The 16407-nt window shown below is 65.0% G+C and carries 11 protein-coding genes; 2 read left to right on the top strand and 9 right to left on the bottom strand.

Annotated features, from left to right (window positions below):
• The first annotated feature begins 5 nt into the window (after positions 1–5).
• Complete coding sequence (locus ACQKRQ_RS32815) at positions 6–3293, top strand: autotransporter (protein WP_427481550.1); 3288 nt, start codon at positions 6–8, stop codon at positions 3291–3293.
• Positions 3294–3395: 102 nt separating this feature from the next.
• Positions 3396–4316, top strand: a complete 921-nt coding sequence (locus ACQKRQ_RS32810; RefSeq protein ID WP_427481549.1) for a LysR family transcriptional regulator — start codon at positions 3396–3398, stop codon at positions 4314–4316.
• Positions 4317–4324: 8 nt separating this feature from the next.
• Here the strand turns inward: ACQKRQ_RS32810 and ACQKRQ_RS32805 are convergent, their stop codons facing one another.
• From ACQKRQ_RS32805 to ACQKRQ_RS32765, 9 genes are all read right to left on the bottom strand, one after another.
• Complete coding sequence (locus ACQKRQ_RS32805) at positions 4325–7360, bottom strand: ATP-binding protein (protein ID WP_427481548.1); 3036 nt, start codon at positions 7358–7360, stop codon at positions 4325–4327.
• Positions 7361–7530: 170 nt separating this feature from the next.
• Complete coding sequence (locus ACQKRQ_RS32800) at positions 7531–8043, bottom strand: DUF3331 domain-containing protein (RefSeq protein WP_427481547.1); 513 nt, start codon at positions 8041–8043, stop codon at positions 7531–7533.
• Positions 8044–8125: 82 nt separating this feature from the next.
• Entirely contained in the window at positions 8126–9670 is a 1545-nt protein-coding gene (locus ACQKRQ_RS32795) for an alginate export family protein (protein ID WP_427481546.1), read from the bottom strand.
• Complete coding sequence (locus tag ACQKRQ_RS32790) at positions 9660–10607, bottom strand: VOC family protein (RefSeq protein WP_132381771.1); 948 nt, start codon at positions 10605–10607, stop codon at positions 9660–9662. Before ACQKRQ_RS32790 ends, ACQKRQ_RS32795 begins: the two co-directional genes overlap by 11 nt.
• A gap of 48 nt (positions 10608–10655) precedes the next feature.
• Positions 10656–10907 (bottom strand): DUF1427 family protein, encoded by a 252-nt coding sequence (locus ACQKRQ_RS32785; protein WP_427481545.1) that lies wholly within the window; start codon positions 10905–10907, stop codon positions 10656–10658.
• Between the two features lie 99 nt (positions 10908–11006).
• Positions 11007–11648 (bottom strand): phosphohydrolase, encoded by a 642-nt coding sequence (locus ACQKRQ_RS32780; RefSeq protein WP_427481544.1) that lies wholly within the window; start codon positions 11646–11648, stop codon positions 11007–11009.
• 139 nt (positions 11649–11787) lie between these two features.
• On the bottom strand, positions 11788–13257 hold the full coding sequence (locus ACQKRQ_RS32775) for a mechanosensitive ion channel domain-containing protein (RefSeq protein WP_427481543.1): 1470 nt from the start codon (positions 13255–13257) through the stop codon (positions 11788–11790).
• Between the two features lie 39 nt (positions 13258–13296).
• Positions 13297–15165 carry an amidohydrolase gene (locus ACQKRQ_RS32770; protein ID WP_427481542.1) on the bottom strand — a complete coding sequence of 623 codons (1869 nt, stop codon included), beginning with the start codon at positions 15163–15165 and terminating at the stop codon, positions 13297–13299.
• Between the two features lie 235 nt (positions 15166–15400).
• Positions 15401–16036, bottom strand: coding sequence for a hydrolase (locus tag ACQKRQ_RS32765; protein ID WP_132381763.1), 636 nt, complete (start codon positions 16034–16036; stop codon positions 15401–15403).
• Positions 16037–16407: the final 371 nt, after the last annotated feature.

Below are 16407 nucleotides of genomic sequence, written 5' to 3'. Positions count from 1 at the left end.
GCGCCATGTCCGATATTCATGCCCTGCCGCCGCACCTGCCCGACACGCCGGACACCGAAGCGGCGCAAACGCCCGCGCAGCGGCCCGGCGGTGCGCCCGCCACGCCGCCCACCGGCACGCCGCAGGCCCGGCCGCTCGTCGATGACACGCTGCTGGGCCGGCTCGGCAACACGCTCTCGCGGACCGGCGCGCGGCTGCGGGCGAGCAAATTCGACGTCAGCACCGCCTTGTCGCAAACCAGTCAGCACGGCAAGCCATTCGCGCCGGCCGATTTCACCGCCGACGGCGAGCGTTATGCGGCGAAGCCGGTAGCAGGGTCGAACGCGGCGGGAACGGCGCTGGCCAAGACCGAGCGGCAAAGCCGCCAGGCGCTGGGGAAAACGGCGCGCGCCGCGGATTCTTCCACTTCGAACACCGCGCTTGCAGTGGAGCACGGCAACGAAGCATCGACGGCGATCCCGCTCGACGCCATGACCGGCGAGGCCGCGTTGAGCGAGTACGTGCGCCATCAACTGCCTGGTCCGTCGCACGATCTGCTCGCGCAGGCCGAACTCTCGCATCGGCTGGCCGCTTTGGGCGGCCCCGACGCGGCCTTGCCGACCAGCCGGGGCTCGCTCGTCGCCCAGGCGTTGCACGGCGCGAGGATCGGCGACGCACCCAGCGCCAACCACGTGCTCGACGCCCTCGAACATCTCGACTTCGCGCAGATGCACACCGCCCGCTCGAGCACGCCCGCCGAAGCCGGCGCCTGGCAAGTGGCCCGCACGCTCGCGCGCACCGACGCCGGTTTCGAAGCGCTCAGTCAATTGCGCCATCACGGTCAACCCGCCCCCGGCGATGTGTCGACGCAACTCGCGCAACGCATGATGCTGCAAGCCGCCGATGCGCTCGATCCGCCGCTCCACGGCGCGGGCCCGGCGCAGGACCCCGCGCCCGCCGCCGTCGCCGCGCGCGCGGCACCGGCAGCAGGAACGCCGCTCGATGAAACGCCGCTCGCCTGGCAAGCCTACGACGCCGCCTCGACACTGACCACGCAAGGACGCGCGGCACTGAGCGCCGATCAGAAAGGCGCGTTCTTCGCGTGGCGTCAGAATTTCCGCGAGGACGGACGCGGCAGCGACCTGTCGCAAGCCCGCGAGCGTTTGAACAAGTTCTCCGCGAAGACCATCGACCGGGTTGGCGAAAACCGCTGGAAAAGTTTCCTGCCGCGTCTCGCCGGCAAACGCAGCTCGCCGCTCTCGGCGCTGCGCTTCGGCACCCAGGGCGTGCCGCGCAAAACGATCGGCGCCGAACAGGGCAAGCTCGACGAGGCCATGCGCGGGGCGCTGGAGCCGCTGCGCGAGCGTCCGGAAATGCGCGCCGCCGCCGCGCTTTCGCACGCGCGTCCGGAGCAGTCGATTGCCGAACTCGCGGCCTTGCATGTGTGGCTCGAGTCGGGCGGCTTTCCGAACGGCCGGATGGATGCCGATCAGTTGCACCAGGTCACCGAACGCGCGCAGCAGATGTGCGCCGAGTTGCAGCCGCGCGATGTCGGCTCACCCGCCACGCTCGATCGCCTGCGCGCCGAAACCACGCGCTGGGCCAACACCGATCCGCACACGCTCGCGCGCAGCAAGCCGTTCAAGTCGATCGCGAAACAACCGTTCAATCTGGAGCGGCTCGCTGCATGGGGCAAGGTCGCCGGGGTGCCCGCCGATTCGCCGTTCTGGACGCAGGTGTCGGCCCTGAAGGATCAGGCGCGCCCGCCCGCCCCGGCCGCCCAGGCCGACAGCGCCGACGCGGTCCGGCAAACGCTCAAGGACGTCGCGCACGACCTGCAGTCGAGTTCGCGCTTGCGCCTGACCGATGGCCGCCGCATCGGCGTGAGCACGCGCGGGCTCTCGGCGAATCTGAGCAAGGTGCTGCATGCGGGCGCGGTGCCGATCGCGCCGCGCGTCGATCTGCGCGCGTCGCAAACCCGTGAAGCCGTGGTCGAGTTGAGCCGCGGCACGCATGGCGTCGAGATGTTCGTCGGCACCGCGAAAACCCAGTTGCGGCATGCGGGCGTCGGCGTGCTGGTGGGCTACGACGTCGACGTCGGCTTGACCCAGCTGCGCGCCGGGCTGACCACGCAGGCCGTGCTGCATTCGCAGGAGTTGTCCGAGCCGAGCGGCGTATCGCTGCGGGTGGCGCGCCGTGTCAATCGGAACGGCACCGGCTACGACGACAGCGCGATGCGCGCGAAACTCGAAGGCATCATCGATCATGTGTTCGACGAGACGACCGAGGCGCACGGCGCGAATTCGGGTGGCGCGCGTGGCACCTGGAACCGGCTCGCCGACCATTATTTCGACGACCCCGACGTGTCGATCAGCTGGACCGACTCGGTGGCACGCACCGTCAAGCGCGGCGGGTCCGCCGATGCCGGCGTCTCCGTGACCGTGCCGAAGATCGGCTCGCCGTTTCGCGCGGGCGCGAACATCGGCATCGGCTATGAAAAGACCGCGAAGCAGACGCTCGATTCAAATGAACAAAGCGGCCGCATGCAGATCGAGCAGCATCGGGTGGGCGCGGGCTCGCGTCTGATCGGACGGCTGAGCGGAACCGTCAGCGCCACGAAAGCGGTCGGTGCGCCTGCGTCGAGTGTGGGCGTGGGCCTCGTTTCGCTCGACGCACCCTCCGCGACCATGACCTTCGCCGACGACAGCCACCTCGCCAAAGTACAACTCGTGCGCGAGGACGGCGCGCTGACGCATCGCGCGTGTCTGCTCGACACTGAGTATTCCAGCGCTGAAACCTACACGCGCGCGCTTGACGCGAGCCGCGACCAGTGGCTCGATCTGTTCACGGAACAGGTGCTCGCCGAGCAGGAAGGCGAACGCCAGGACGCGCGGCTGAATGGCCGTCCCGAACCGCAGCAAGCGCCAGCGCGCACGCTCGCGGCGCAACGTCTCGACCGCCATCTCGGCGACGTGAAGGCGAACCGGCGGCCGAATCAGACCTACTTCCACCGCTACCGGCTCAAGCGCGGCGCGGCGAAGCAACTGGACATGCTGGCGGCAATGTCGAAGCAGTTGCCGCCCGCCGAGGCCGCCGCGGGGCACGCGCAAATCGACGCGAAGGTGGACAGCATTCTCAACGATCCTGCCTCCTGGATGCCGATCGAACTGAAGGTCAAGGAGCGCACAACCAGCACACGCAGCCCGGGTTTCAATTTCGCGCTGCAGCTGAATACGCAGACCAGCGCGACGGGCGACCGCGAACTGTTTGCGCAGAGTATTCCGTTTGCGCTGGTGGATCGGCTGGATGGTTAGAGGCGGGACGTGTGGTGAGTGCGGCCGGATCATTGCGGAGCTCAGGAAATCCAGTATCCTGAACATCCTGCTGAACGTATCCGACAGAGCCGGCTCTTCTCCATGAATCTATCTTTTGAAGTCCTGCAGGTGCTCGATGCAATCGATCGAACCGGCACGTTTGCGAACGCCGCCGAAACGCTTCACAAGGTGCCGTCCTCGCTGAGTTATCTGGTTCAGAAACTCGAACTCGATCTCGGCGTCAAGCTATTCGACCGCACCGGCCGGCGCGCCACGCTGACGCACGCGGGGCGTGTGGTCGTCGAGGAAGGCCGCCGTCTGCTGGAAGCGGCCGAAGCGCTCGAATTCAAGGCGAAGCGAATCCAGCATGGCTGGGAGGCCGATCTGCACATTGCCGTTGACGAGATCATTCCGTTCGATCTGCTCTGGCATCACGTCAGCGAGTTCTACAAGCTCAAGCTGGACACGCGGCTGCATCTGTCGAAAGAAGTGCTGGGCGGCTCGTGGGACGCGCTGCTCACTCGTCGCGCGGACCTGATCGTCGGCGCGGCCGGCGATCCGCCGCCCATTCCCAATCTGATCGCGAAACCGATCGGCTCGCTGCGGCATGTGTTCGTGGTGGCGCCGGATCATCCGCTGGCGTCGATACCCGGACCGCTCACGCTGGACGTCGTCGCGCGTCATCGCGCGGTCGCGATCGGCGATACGTCACGCAAACTCGCGCCGCGTACGATCGCGCTCGCCGTCAATCAGGAAGTCCTCACGGTGCCGACGCTCGAAGCCAAACTCGCCGCGCAGATCAAGGGCCTGGCAGCGGGCACGATTCCGGAATGCCTCGCCGTCGAGGCGCTGAGTCAGGGCGAACTGGTGCAAAAGGAAGTGATCGGCATGCGCGACGTCACGCATTTCTATCTGGCGTGGCGCGACAACGAATGCGGCAGGGCGCTGCAATGGTGGGTCGAGCAGTTGAACCGGCCAGACCTGATCGACGAAGTGGTGCAACAGCGAACGCTGCACGGTTGAGGTTCGAGTTAGCAGGCTTCGCTGATCTCGTCCGGCGGCGGGTCGTCGAACGATGCCGCAGTGGCATGCGCATTCGTGTCCATCCGCGTATCGCCGCCGGCAGAAGTACCGGCCGGCGCGCACGCTTCAGTCGCGACACGCAGCAAGTCTTTAGCGGCCTTGAAGTCGTCCCAGTCGCGGCCTTCCGTGAGTCTCGCGCAGGCGGACTTCACCAGTTGCACCGCCTCGACGCTTCGGCCTTGCGCATGCCAAAGCCGCCCGAGACTGGTCGCGGCCCGCAGTTGCAACGAGCGGCAACCCTGTGCCAACGATTCCTCCAGTGCCGCGGTGAGACTCGCCTGTGCATGCGTCCCCGCATCGCCGAACGGTGACTGACCGGCGTACTCCATCAGCAGCAATTCGGCATGCACGCGTCTGAGTTCGGCGGCATACCACTGGTCGCCGGTCTCATCGCCCTGCGCGAGCGCGTCGGCCACGGCGGCGATGCCGTTCTCCCGCTGTCCGGCACGGCCGAGCGCGAGACTGTATTGCGCGGCAAGCATGGCGCGCGGCGCGGCATATTCGAGCGCCTGGAGATCGTCCAGCGCGGCGCGGAAGCTACGCACACGCTGCGCACTGGTGTCGTCCAGCGAATGCAGGTATTCGTCGAAACAGCGGCAGCATGCATGCGCCACCCGCAGCCCGGCTCGCGCCGACACGTCCCGCAACAGCGCGATGGCCTGAGCCGCCCGCTTTCGCCGGCCCGCCAGCAGCGCCAGCGGAATTTCCGCCTCGACCAGCACGTAGCACGTGACCATCGCCTGTTCCTGCCGGCATGCTTGCGCAACGCATGCCTCGGCGACTCTGAGCGCCTGATCGCGCGCGCCCTGCAAGCCGAGCAGGCAGGCAAACGTCGCGCGGCCGACCACGCCCTGATCGATGGATTGTCCGAGCGGCAGCCGATATTGCAAGCGGCCGGTGTGCTGCAAGAACTGATCGAGCGAGACACGCGCCTCTTGCTGATCGCCCACGTAGTGCGAGGCAATGCCGAGCAAGCGATGAGCGAGAATGCCGTTGGCGGTGTCGCCCGTCTGCGCGGCGAGCGACGCGAAGCGCCGTGCGAACGCCAGCGCATTGCGCGCCGCACCGGCCGACTGGCTCGCGTTCCACATGCCCCACAACGCGCGCGCTTCGAAGGTCTGATCGCCCGACGCGATCGCGAGCGCCAGCACCTCGGCCCAGATGCCGAGCGTTTCCCGGTTCGGTCCGTTCACATGGACGAGCGCCGCACCGAGCGCGGCGAGCAGCTGCATGCGCAAGCGCAAATGACGCGGCGAGCGCGCACCCTGATGCATCGCGTCCACGGTGTCAAGAGCACGCCTTGCCCACACGCAGCATTCGTCGACCAGCGAGAGTTCATAAAGCAGCGACACGAACTTCACCGCCAGCGTTTCGCCCAGCGCAGCGTCACCTTTCGGTGACAACGCCCAGGCCAACGCGGCTCGCAAATCGTCGAGTTGCTCGCGCATGTGGTGGCGCCAATGCTCCGGGCCGGCGCCCGCGGCGTTTGTGTCATGAGCTTCATGTGCTTCACGCGCATTGCTCGGCGAATCGAATGCGACCAGGTCCGCGAAATAACGTGCATGCCTGAGCGTGACGAGGCGCCGCTCGCCGTTGTCGTCGAGCTTTTGCAGCGCGTAGGCACGCGTGGTTTCCAGCAGCCGGTAGCTTGCCTTGCCGCGCTCCGCGTGCATCACGACCAGCGATTTTTCGACGAGTCCCGATAGCGCCGCGATCACGCCGGACTCACGCAAGCCTTCGTCACTCACCATGGCGATCGCCGAATCGATCGTGAAGCTGTTCACAAAAACGCCGAGCCGGCGCAACGTCGTGCGCTCGGTGTCGTCGAGCAAGGCGTGACTCCAGTCGAGCGTCGCCTTCAAGGTCTGGTGGCGCGGCAGCGCCGTGCGATTGCCGCCCGTCAGCATGTTGAAGCGGTCGTCGAGATGGTCGGCGAGCGTCTCGATGCCGAGTATCGCGGCGCGCGCCGCCGCCAGTTCGATGGCCAACGGAATGCCATCCAGCCGGCGGCACACGGTGCCGGTCAGATGAATGCTTCGGTCGTCGAACGAAAAGCGCGCGTCGATCGCGCGGGCGCGTGACAGGAACAACTGCACGGCGCTGCGTTGCAAAACATGCTGGCTCTCATCGTCGCGCGCGGGCACGTCGAGTGACGCCACCCAGTACAGGTGCTCGTCCACGACACGCAGCGGCTCGCGGCTGGTCGCGAGAATCCGGATGGCCGGACTCACGTTCAATAACGCTTCGGCCAGCTCGGCGGCGGGGCAAAGCACGTGCTCGCAGTTATCCAGTACGAACAGCACGCGCCGTTCGCCGAGTTCCTTGCTGACGCGCGCCAGCGTGAGCGGGCCGCTCGCCGCGCTCACGCCGACGCTGTTGGCGAACATGGCAAGCACGCTATTTGCGTCGACGGCGGACGCCAGCGGCACCAGATAGACACCTTCCGGAAAGTGCGCCAGCGAGCTGCGCGCGATCTCGATGGCCAAACGGGTCTTGCCGATCCCGCCGGAACCGACGAGCGTGACATGGCGCGTTGAAGCGAGCGCCTGCGCAACGTCGCTGATGGCCTGATCCCGGCCGATCAGCGACGAGCTATTGGCAGGCAGATTGTTGGGGACGTGGCGAACAGACGGGACTGGTTCGGAGGTATCGGGCGCGTTGTCGCGAACGGCGTTGGCCGGCTGTCCCGCGCAAGCCTCTCTGGACACCAGCCGGTAGCCTCTTCCCGACACGGTCTGTATCAGGTTGCGGCTCTCGCCCAGCACCTTGCGCAAGGCGGACATATGCACCTGAAGATTGTTCTCTTCAACGATGGTGTCCGGCCATACCTGTTCGAGCAAGGCGTCCTTCGACACCAGCGCGCCGTTCGCGGCGATCAGCACGGCGAGTATGTCGAATGCACGGGTGCCGATGCGCACAGGCTGTCCGTCGAGCAACAGCTCTCGGCTGGCGAGGTCCACCTGAAGCGGGCCAATGCGGGTCATTGCCTGAGTATCCAAGACACAGCGGGATGAGGAACCGCTGAGGACTGACTGCTCAGCGAAGCGTCCCCGAAGTCTAGATCAACCGCGAGTACGCATGCGCGGAAAAAACTGATCCTATCGTTCAAATTTTTTGTACTGAGCAAGCGGCTGCCGGCTGCGGATCGCGCGGTCTAGCGCGAGTCGCCTGACATGAGAGTGGACGGCATGCACGCGATGACGGAAGCCAGAATCATGGCGTCGGCATTGGCCGGGATCGCGCTGCGTACTCTCGGCTTGTAGATCGCATCGTCACGGCGAATCGTCGCGCCGCTCAAAGCGCAGCGTCCCTTGCTGCGCGCGCGGCAGCAGATCCACACCTGGTCGACATATTGGCAACGGGTCGCGTCCTGCCAGAGCACGGCAATCGACGTATCCGACAGACGTTCGAGCACTTCGATCTGGATATGCCGCGACGGCGCGTGCGCGGCGGCGATGCGTTTCGCCCGCGCCTTCAGATAGGCTTCACCTTCGGTCTCATTGCAATAGTCCGCCAACAGCCGGTTGATCACGTGGTTCCACACTGGCGCCCGACCGTCGTCCGGCATCGCCGAGTTCTCGCTGACCTGGCAGTACGCTTCACGACGATCGCGCGTCTCGTGCTGAGCCGTCTCGGTGCGTTGCTTCAAGGGGGTGTCGATATGCATGATGCTGCTCCCGAAGTGTTTGCGGGTAGAACCGGATCCCTCTTCCGACACGCCTCGCTCACGACGTGGTGCCGATACGGCGTTACCAGCCGAACTTGAGTTCGGCGCCTACATAGTCGGAATTGCGCGCACCCAGGTCGCGCAGCGAAGGACCGACCTGGAAATGCACGGCTTCGAGAGCGGCGGCGAGATTCGCGGTGACCGCATAGTCGGCGCGCAACTGCGTGTAGAAACCGGTCCAGCGGCTGCCGTGTCCGGCGGTTCCCGGCACGACCGCCGAGCCTTGTTGATACACCGCGTCGGCGGTGGTCTCGCGCCATTGCAGCCCCACGCCCGCGAGCAGCGACAGCTTGCTGTTCGGTTTGACGATGAGCGACGGCTTGACGTGAATCACGTTCGAGTAGCCCGTATAACCGGCGAGCGCGAAGTAGTAGCCGTTCGGAAACAGCGGATTGAAGGTGCCGATGCGGCTGTCTCCTGGATGCGTGTCGCCTGAGGCCGCATCCACTTGCAAGCCGAGACGCGGGGTCCACGGCAGCGAAGCCAGCGTGTAGCCGGCGAGCGTGCCCACCGCCCATGCGCCGATCGTCTTGCTGCCGACATGGCCCCACTGATACATCGCCTCCGCGTCCCAGTCGATGTGATTGACGGAGCCCGCGTAACGCGCGTCGAACACGTCGCGATGTTCGTCGCCGGTGGCGTCGAGAAAGCGCGCATTGCTGCGGTTGTAGCGGGAGTAATAGGCGGACAGGTCGCCCGGACCGACGGCCTTGCGCTCCACCCGCACGCCGCTGAACGTCAGGTCGCGATTGGAGACGTCGTCGAAATCCGAGTTGTCGCGGTACTGCACCGGCTGCGTCGCATAAGCGATCCAGCGCCACGGCCCGGTTTCATAGTCGGCCCAGATGGCGTCGAAGGCCTGGCGCACGTTCGGGCCGTCACGCACGGAGATGAACCGCTGCAAGTCGAACGCCATCTCCTGCCGGCCGACACGAAACTTGAAGGTGCCGGGACCGAGCGGCTCGGTGATGGCGACGAATGCCTGGCGCAAGTCGAGCGGATTCTTGTCGACCGGCGAGACGTTGTCCTTGCCGAACGGACGCGCATCCTCGAACTGCGTGAAGATCTGCACGTGCGGGCCGAGGCGCACATCCGCATGGACTTCAAGACGTTGCAGCACGTACGTGTCGTCGCGGCCCGAACCAAGGCCGAAGAGCGGCGCGTCGTTCATTTCGAGCCGCTCGCGCAGCACCATGCCGAGCGAGATATACGCGTCGGGATTGCCGAACAGCGGAATGTATTTCAGAGAATCGAAGGGCTTCTTCGGCACGCATGGATTGGCGAGTGCCGACCAGTTTTCCTGCCAGCGATTGAACATGACAGCCGGCCGCGCGCATGAAGTGCTTGCGGCCGCTGCCGCCGTGCTGCTGGGCGTGCCGGTCGTGCTGGTTTGCTCTGCGCCGCCGAGCGCGGTATCCGCCGCCGACGCCGGCAGCGCGGCCGCCAGTCCCGTGCTGATCAACAGCGCACGGGCGGCACGCAGCGCCGAACGCCGCCGCAACCGCTGGCGCGGCCGCGGCGTCCGTAACGCCTGCAAGTTCTGGATGAGGCCTGCTTTACTGGACATCGTGCACTTCGGCGATATACCCACCCGGGAATTCGAGCACGGCGCTCTTGCCTGCTTCGCCGCTATACGGCTGCGACAAAACCTTCGCGCCGGCCGCTTGCGCGCGCTCGAGAGTCTGCGTCAGATCGTCGACGGCATAGCCGGTCGTTTCACGTCCGAACGGGAACGGCAGCTTGCCGTCCGTGACGAACACCACCATGCGGCCGAAGCCCGAATTGATCCGGATCTCGCGAATCGTCTCGCCAGGCCGGCCAATCACACCGGCATCCGCGCGCGGGTTATCCGACACGACCTTGCCATGCGAAAAATGCAGCCAGCGGCGCACGAAGTTGTTGGCTTCATAACGCGATACATAGACGCGGTTATCCGGCACGCTGTGCAGCGGCGCGTAGTTCGGCGCCTTGGTGTGCCAATAGAGCTGCATCGTCAGGCCGCCCGGCCACTGGATGATCGCGTCCTTGCCGATCGGATCGTCGAAGCTATCGACCAGCACGTCGGCGCCCGCCGCGCGCGCCGCCTTCACCGCCTGGTCGATGTTGGTGACCAGATAGCCGGTCCGCTCGTTGCCGAACGGATAGGGAATCGGCGTTTCGAAGCCGAACACCGACAGCATGCCGACCGGCGTCTGCACGTATTGCGACGCGGTCTTGCTCGGCGTCGGCGTCACGGTGAACACCGCGCGCGGCGATGCCTTGCCGCCGAACGTGGCGAGAAAGCTGGTGACGAACGCGTCGAGATCCGCCGAGGCGACATACACGTGTGTCGTGTCGTACTGCGCGCCGACCGAGACGTCGGGCATGCGCGCCGCGAGCGCGGTCTTGTTCGAGACTTCCGGCGGGCCGTTATCGGCGAAAGCGGACGACACCGGCGCGAGGCCGATCAACACGGCAGCGCAAAAAGCCGCGATGGGACGAAAGCGTTGAAGCGAAGTGAACATGTGATTACCCGATGGTGTTAGCAAGATCTGAACGGAAGGCTTGCAGGATCAGCCGCCCTCTTTTGTCGCGCTGGGCGTGGCCGGCTTTTGCGCCGCGGTGCTCTGCTGCGATTCGGCGACCTGAACCGTGGCCGTCTGCGCGAAAAACTGCGCCTTGACAACCGGTATCGCGTGCTCGCCCAGCACCATCCCAAGCAGGCCGGCAAGCGCGATCAGTGGCGGCGCCGGCGACTGCACCTTGAGCAGCCAGTAGAGAAGTCCAATGCCGAAGCCAACGCCCAATGAAATGATGTAGCCCATTCTGATTTCCTTTCGATGCCCGCTTGCGGCGTTCGCGTGGCCCGTTTCCAGGCGGCGTTCGACACGCGGCGAGCCAGTCGTCATATGCGGTGAACCGCGTCAATTCGCCCAGTCGGAACCCAGCACCAGCCCGCAGAAATTCAGCCGGCGATAGTTCGGGTCCCACCGGTCCAGCACGTCGGCATTCACGGTGCCGAACGTCGTCTCGGGACGATGCTCCATGCCGCGCGCGTAGGCTTCGAGGATCTTCTTCTTGAAACCGGATTCGCGCGGACAGGCCTGCACGATCTCATCGCGCTGCTGCGCGGTGAATTCGTCATAACGGGCACCGCGAATATCCATCTGCACGCCCGCGCTCACCAGCGCGACGAGCGGCGACAAATGCTCGGGAATGCCCGGCGTGGTGTGCAACGCGATCGCCGCCCATACCTCGTCGATCGCGCCGGCGGCGGCGCCGTACTGCAGCATGAAGTCGCGCGCCTCATTCGCGCTGTCCACCTCGTAGCGATACGGAGAGCGCCGGTGTTGCACATTCAAACCGACGTTGTGAAACAACGCGCTCAGGTACAGCAACTCCGGGTCGAACGTCAGCTTGTCGCGAGAGCCGGTCAGCGCGCCGAACAGAAACGCCCTGAGCGCGTGATGAAACATCAAGCTGGACTCCGCGGCCCGAATCTGATCGGTTGCCGCCCGCGCCATCGGACTGTCGGGAATGCCGACTCCCGCAATGTTCTTCTTCATGTCATCTTCTCCCTATCCGACACGCCGCCGCGGGCGCGCATCGCCGACCGGCCGATCAATGCAGCGTACCGAATTAACCTCATAAAGACTTTGGCGAATCCTTAAAAAGACTGAATCGATGCGGCGCGTCTCGCTGCGCTCACAACGTGAGTTCATGAATGCGCCGAACGCCGTCGCGAATCCATTGCAGCAGACCACCGGAGCTTGGGTCGGCGTCGTCCGTCGACGCCAGCATCAGCTTCTCCGTTTCATGGTGTTCGGACAACAGCCGGCACATCTCGCGCGCCACTTCGGGACGCCGCGCGAGAATCGGCGTCAACGCGGCCTTGTCGAGCTGGAACACCGTGGCGTGCGTCATCGCATGAACGACCACGCCAGTTCTAACGCCGGCGAGGATGCCCGACTGACCGATGGAGTCCCCCGGCGCGAGCCGGCGCAATTCGACCTCGCCGCTGTCCTTCGGCACGCTCACTTTCGCCACGCCGCGCGCCAGAATGTGCAGCGCGTGGCTGCTTTCATCGGCGGCGCTGTAGATGGTCTCGTCGATGTCGAACTCGTGGCATGTCAGTTGCGCGGCCAACTCCGCGATCCCACCGTCGTCGAGCGTCTGGAAGATGAGCACGTTGCGCAGCAGGCGCTGCTTTTCATCCGCGGCGTCGACCACGGGTTCGGGCACGGACAACGAACGCAGCACCACGCCGCGCGATAACAGATGCCGGTGCGCGAGATCGAACAGTTCGTTGCGCACCTCGGTCTTCCTGCCGAGCGCATCGACGTAGCAGACGATCTCGTATTCGATCGCGTCATTGGTCGCCCGCCGCACGCTGACGACCGGCTTCGGATCCGCGAGCACGTTCTCCGAACTGGCGGCGGCGTTGGCGAGCGCCTGCAACACGGTAGCGGGCCGGATCGACGGCTTGACCGGCAGCAGCACGCTGATGCCGTGCGTGTGCGAAGGCTGGTTGGCGTTGACGATATTCGTGCGCGCCGCCACGCTGTTGGGAATCACGACGATATTGCCCTGACCGTTGAGCAGGCTGGTCGCGCGCCAGTTGGTCTCCACCACCTTGCCTTCGACCTCGCCGATGGTGACCCAGTCGCCGATCGCAAAAGGCTCCGTTGCGTTGAGCACCACGCCCGAAAATACGTCGTTGAGCGTGCTCTGGATCGCGAGACCGAGCACGATCGCGAGCGCACCCGAGGTCGCGAGCAGGCCGCGCACCGGCAGTTCCAGCACAAAGGCAATCGCACCTACCGCAGCCGCCAGAAACACCAGCGCGCCGAGCACGTCCTGAAACAGGCGCTCCTCGTGCCAGGTCTCCGGCAGCACGGTGCGATCCAGCACGATCGTCACGAGCCGCGCCCCTTGCAACCACCACACCACCTCCAGCAATTGCGCGAGCAGATGGCGCAACGGCTCGTCCGGCCATGGCGCCGCGCGCAGCGGATTCATGCCGTAACTGAACAGCACGTAAGTCGACAAGCCGAACATCAGCGCACGCAGCGCGAGACGCCCCTTGTCCGTTTTACGGCTCATGAACCGCCAGGCGAGGAAATCGAGAACCAGGATGCCTAGCCCATACAGCACGCCATCGTCGAGGGTCGGCATAAAGGTTCTCGCTTGTCGGGTGGCACGAAGCGGTGGCTGTCAGAACGCGAAACAGCTACATCCCAGCGCGCCCCAGAAACCATTCGAATCGCTGACCGGCACGTTCTTGCGCCACGCCCAACCGTGCGCATGTGCATGCACGCCGCACAGATTGACGCAACCGTCCACGCACGCGACCGCGGTCGGCTTGTAACGGCTGTAGCCGCCGAATTCCGTGACCGGCGACCACGACGGACTGACCGGCAAGTCGGGCGGCGCGAGCGGCGCGAACTCGTCGTCCGCATAGACCACCTTGCCGCCCACCACCGTCATGTTCGAGGTGAGGAACTTGATGCGGCTCTCGTCGACCGAGAAGTAGTCTTCGCTGAGCACCGCGAAGTCCGCGAACTGGCCGGGCACCAGCGCGCCCTTGCGGTCTTCCTCGTTCGAGAACCATGCGCTGCCCACCGTGTAGCGGCGCAACGCCTCCATCCGGTCGAGCTTGTTCTCGCTCGAATACATCGACGTGCCGCCCACCGTCTTGCCCGACACCATCCAGTAGAGCGAGACGAACGGATTGAAACTCGCGACGCGCGTCGCATCCGTGCCCGCGCCGACCGGCAGGCCGGCGTCGAGCATGTGGCGGATCGGCGGCGTGCGCTTCACCGCCTCTTCGCCGTATTGATGGATGAAGTACTCGCCCTGATACGCCATGCGATGCTGGATCGCAATGCCGCCGCCGAGTGCGTGCACACGCTCGATATTTTTTTGCGTGATGGTCTCGCAGTGATCGAAGAACCAGCGCAGCCCGTTGAACGGAATCTCGGCGTTTACGCGTTCGAACACGTTCAGGAAGCGTTCGATCGATTCGTTGTAGGTCGCATGCAGACGGAACGGCCAGCGGTTCGCCACCAGCAGCTTGACGACCGCCTGCAGTTCGTCCTCGAGCGCGTCCGGCAAATCGGGACGCGGTTCGAGAAAGTCTTCGAAATCCGCCGCGGAAAACACCAACATTTCGCCGGCGCCGTTCATGCGCAGGAAATCGTCGCCCTCGCCGGGCTTGGTCATCTTCACCCACTTGGCGAAGTCTTCGATTTCCTTTTTGGCGTTCTGCGTGAACAGGTTGTAGGCGATACGCACGGTCAGTTCGCTGTGCTTCGCCATGTCCATGATGACGGCGTAGTCGTCGGGATAGGCCTGATAGCCGCCGCCCGCATCGATCGCGCTCGTCACGCCCAGGCGGTTCAACTCTCGCATGAAGTGGCGCGTGGAATTGCGCTGATCCTCGGGCGCGAGCTTCGGGCCTTTCGCGAGCGTCGCGTACAGCAACCCGGCGTTGGGCCGTGCGATCAGCATGCCCGTGGGATTGCCGCGCTTATCGCGCTGGATCTCGCCGCCGGGAGGATTGGGCGTGTCTTTCGTATAGCCGACCGCGCGCAACGCCGCTGCATTCAGAAGCGCACTGTCGTACAGATGCAGAATGAACACCGGCGTATCCGGCGCAATCGCGTTGATTTCTTCGAGCGTCGGTCCGCGGCGCTCGGCAAACTGGAATTCGTTCCAGCCGCCCACCACGCGCACCCACTGCGGCGCCGGCGTGCGGGCCACCTGCTTGCGCAACATGTCGAGCGCGTCCGCCAGCGACGGCACGCCGTCCCAGCGCAACTCCAGGTTGAAGTTCAGGCCACCTCGAATGATGTGCAGGTGCGAGTCGTTCAGGCCCGGAATGACCGTACGGCCTTTCAGATCGACGTGTCGCGTGGCGTCGTTGGCGTGCCGCATCACGGCATCGCGCGATCCCGCGGCGACGATGCGGCCGTTCGCCACGGCGAGCGCGTCAGCGAAGGAGCGCTTGTCGTCCTGCGTGGCGATCTTGCCGTTGAAGAAGACGACCTCGGCCGGCGTCGGCGCGGAAGGTGTGGAAGTCATGGCGATCCTCATGGGAGAGCGCTCCGGTCGGCGCGCGCGGAGCTATGTCCGGGCAAGCCCGGAAATCGGGAAACAGGGGGGCCTGGAGGCGCACACAGGGCGCGCCTTCCATCGAGCATTCGAACAGGTGCTGCGGCCGGCAACGGCGTATCGGGATGCCGGCACGCCGCCGCCGAACGGCCCGGCGTCTGTCGATACGGATTGGCCGGCGTCATGTCACGCCGGCTGCGGCGAATCAGCCGGCTTCGCTCGCGTGCTCGCCGAGAATCGACTTGGCGTAACGCACGCCGATGCCGTATGCGCTGTGCGCCTTCAGGATGTCCATGCAGCCTTCGTACGTTTCGCTGCGTCCCCAGTCGCGTTGCAGTTCGAACATGTACTGGAACGAGGTCATCGGCACCGCACCGGCCTGGATGATGCGTTGTACCGCGCGTTCGTGTGCTTCCGTGGTGATGTCGCCGCAGGCGTCGGTCGGCACGTAGATTTCGTAGCCTTCGTTGATCATCTGGATAGTCGGGAACGACACGCACACTTCCGTCCACAGGCCGGCGATCACGATCTTCTTGCGGCCGGTCGCCTCGATGGCCTTGCGAAAATTCACGTCTTCCCACGAGTTCATCGACGTGCGGTCGATCGGCGTGTACTCCGGAAACACCGATTGCACTTCCGGCACCATGTCGCCGCTGAACGACTTGGCGGCCACCGTGGTCAGGATCGTCGGGACTTTGAAGAGCTTCGAGGCCTTTGCGATCGCCTGGACGTTGTGCAGAATGGTGGTGCGCTCATGCGACGTCGTTCCAAAGAACATCTGCGGCTGATAGTCGATCAGGGCAACCGCACATGAATCAGGGGTCAAGAGTTCTTTCGGCATTACGGGCTCCGTATTGAATGGACAAAGCAGTCTGAGTGACTTGCCGTGCTCGCTCGAGCAGCGAGTGAAAAACTGGAACCGAGTTTATCGACGGCGCTGCGCGGAGTCCTTGTCGAAGTCCTTAATCGTTATTAAAAAAGACCCAATGAAAGCGTGCGGCGCGACGCACGGCGCGCGCTGATAACGCCGACCGGCGAAGATCCGCATTCAGAACAATTAAGCAATCTGAAGTTCTCTACAGTGCCTCGCACCATGCATTGAAGGCTGCGATGTCGCGTGATGCGTCGTCAGGACGGGACGTCCTTCAACAACACAAGACTGGAGAGAAAGCCTGGCTAGCCCGTCTGGAATTCCGTCGGCGAATCGCCAGA

Origin of the sequence: Paraburkholderia sp. NPDC080076 (genome assembly GCF_050281145.1) — a bacterium.
Lineage (GTDB): Bacteria > Pseudomonadota > Gammaproteobacteria > Burkholderiales > Burkholderiaceae > Paraburkholderia.
This window is presented reverse-complemented; position numbering and strand designations above follow the sequence as displayed.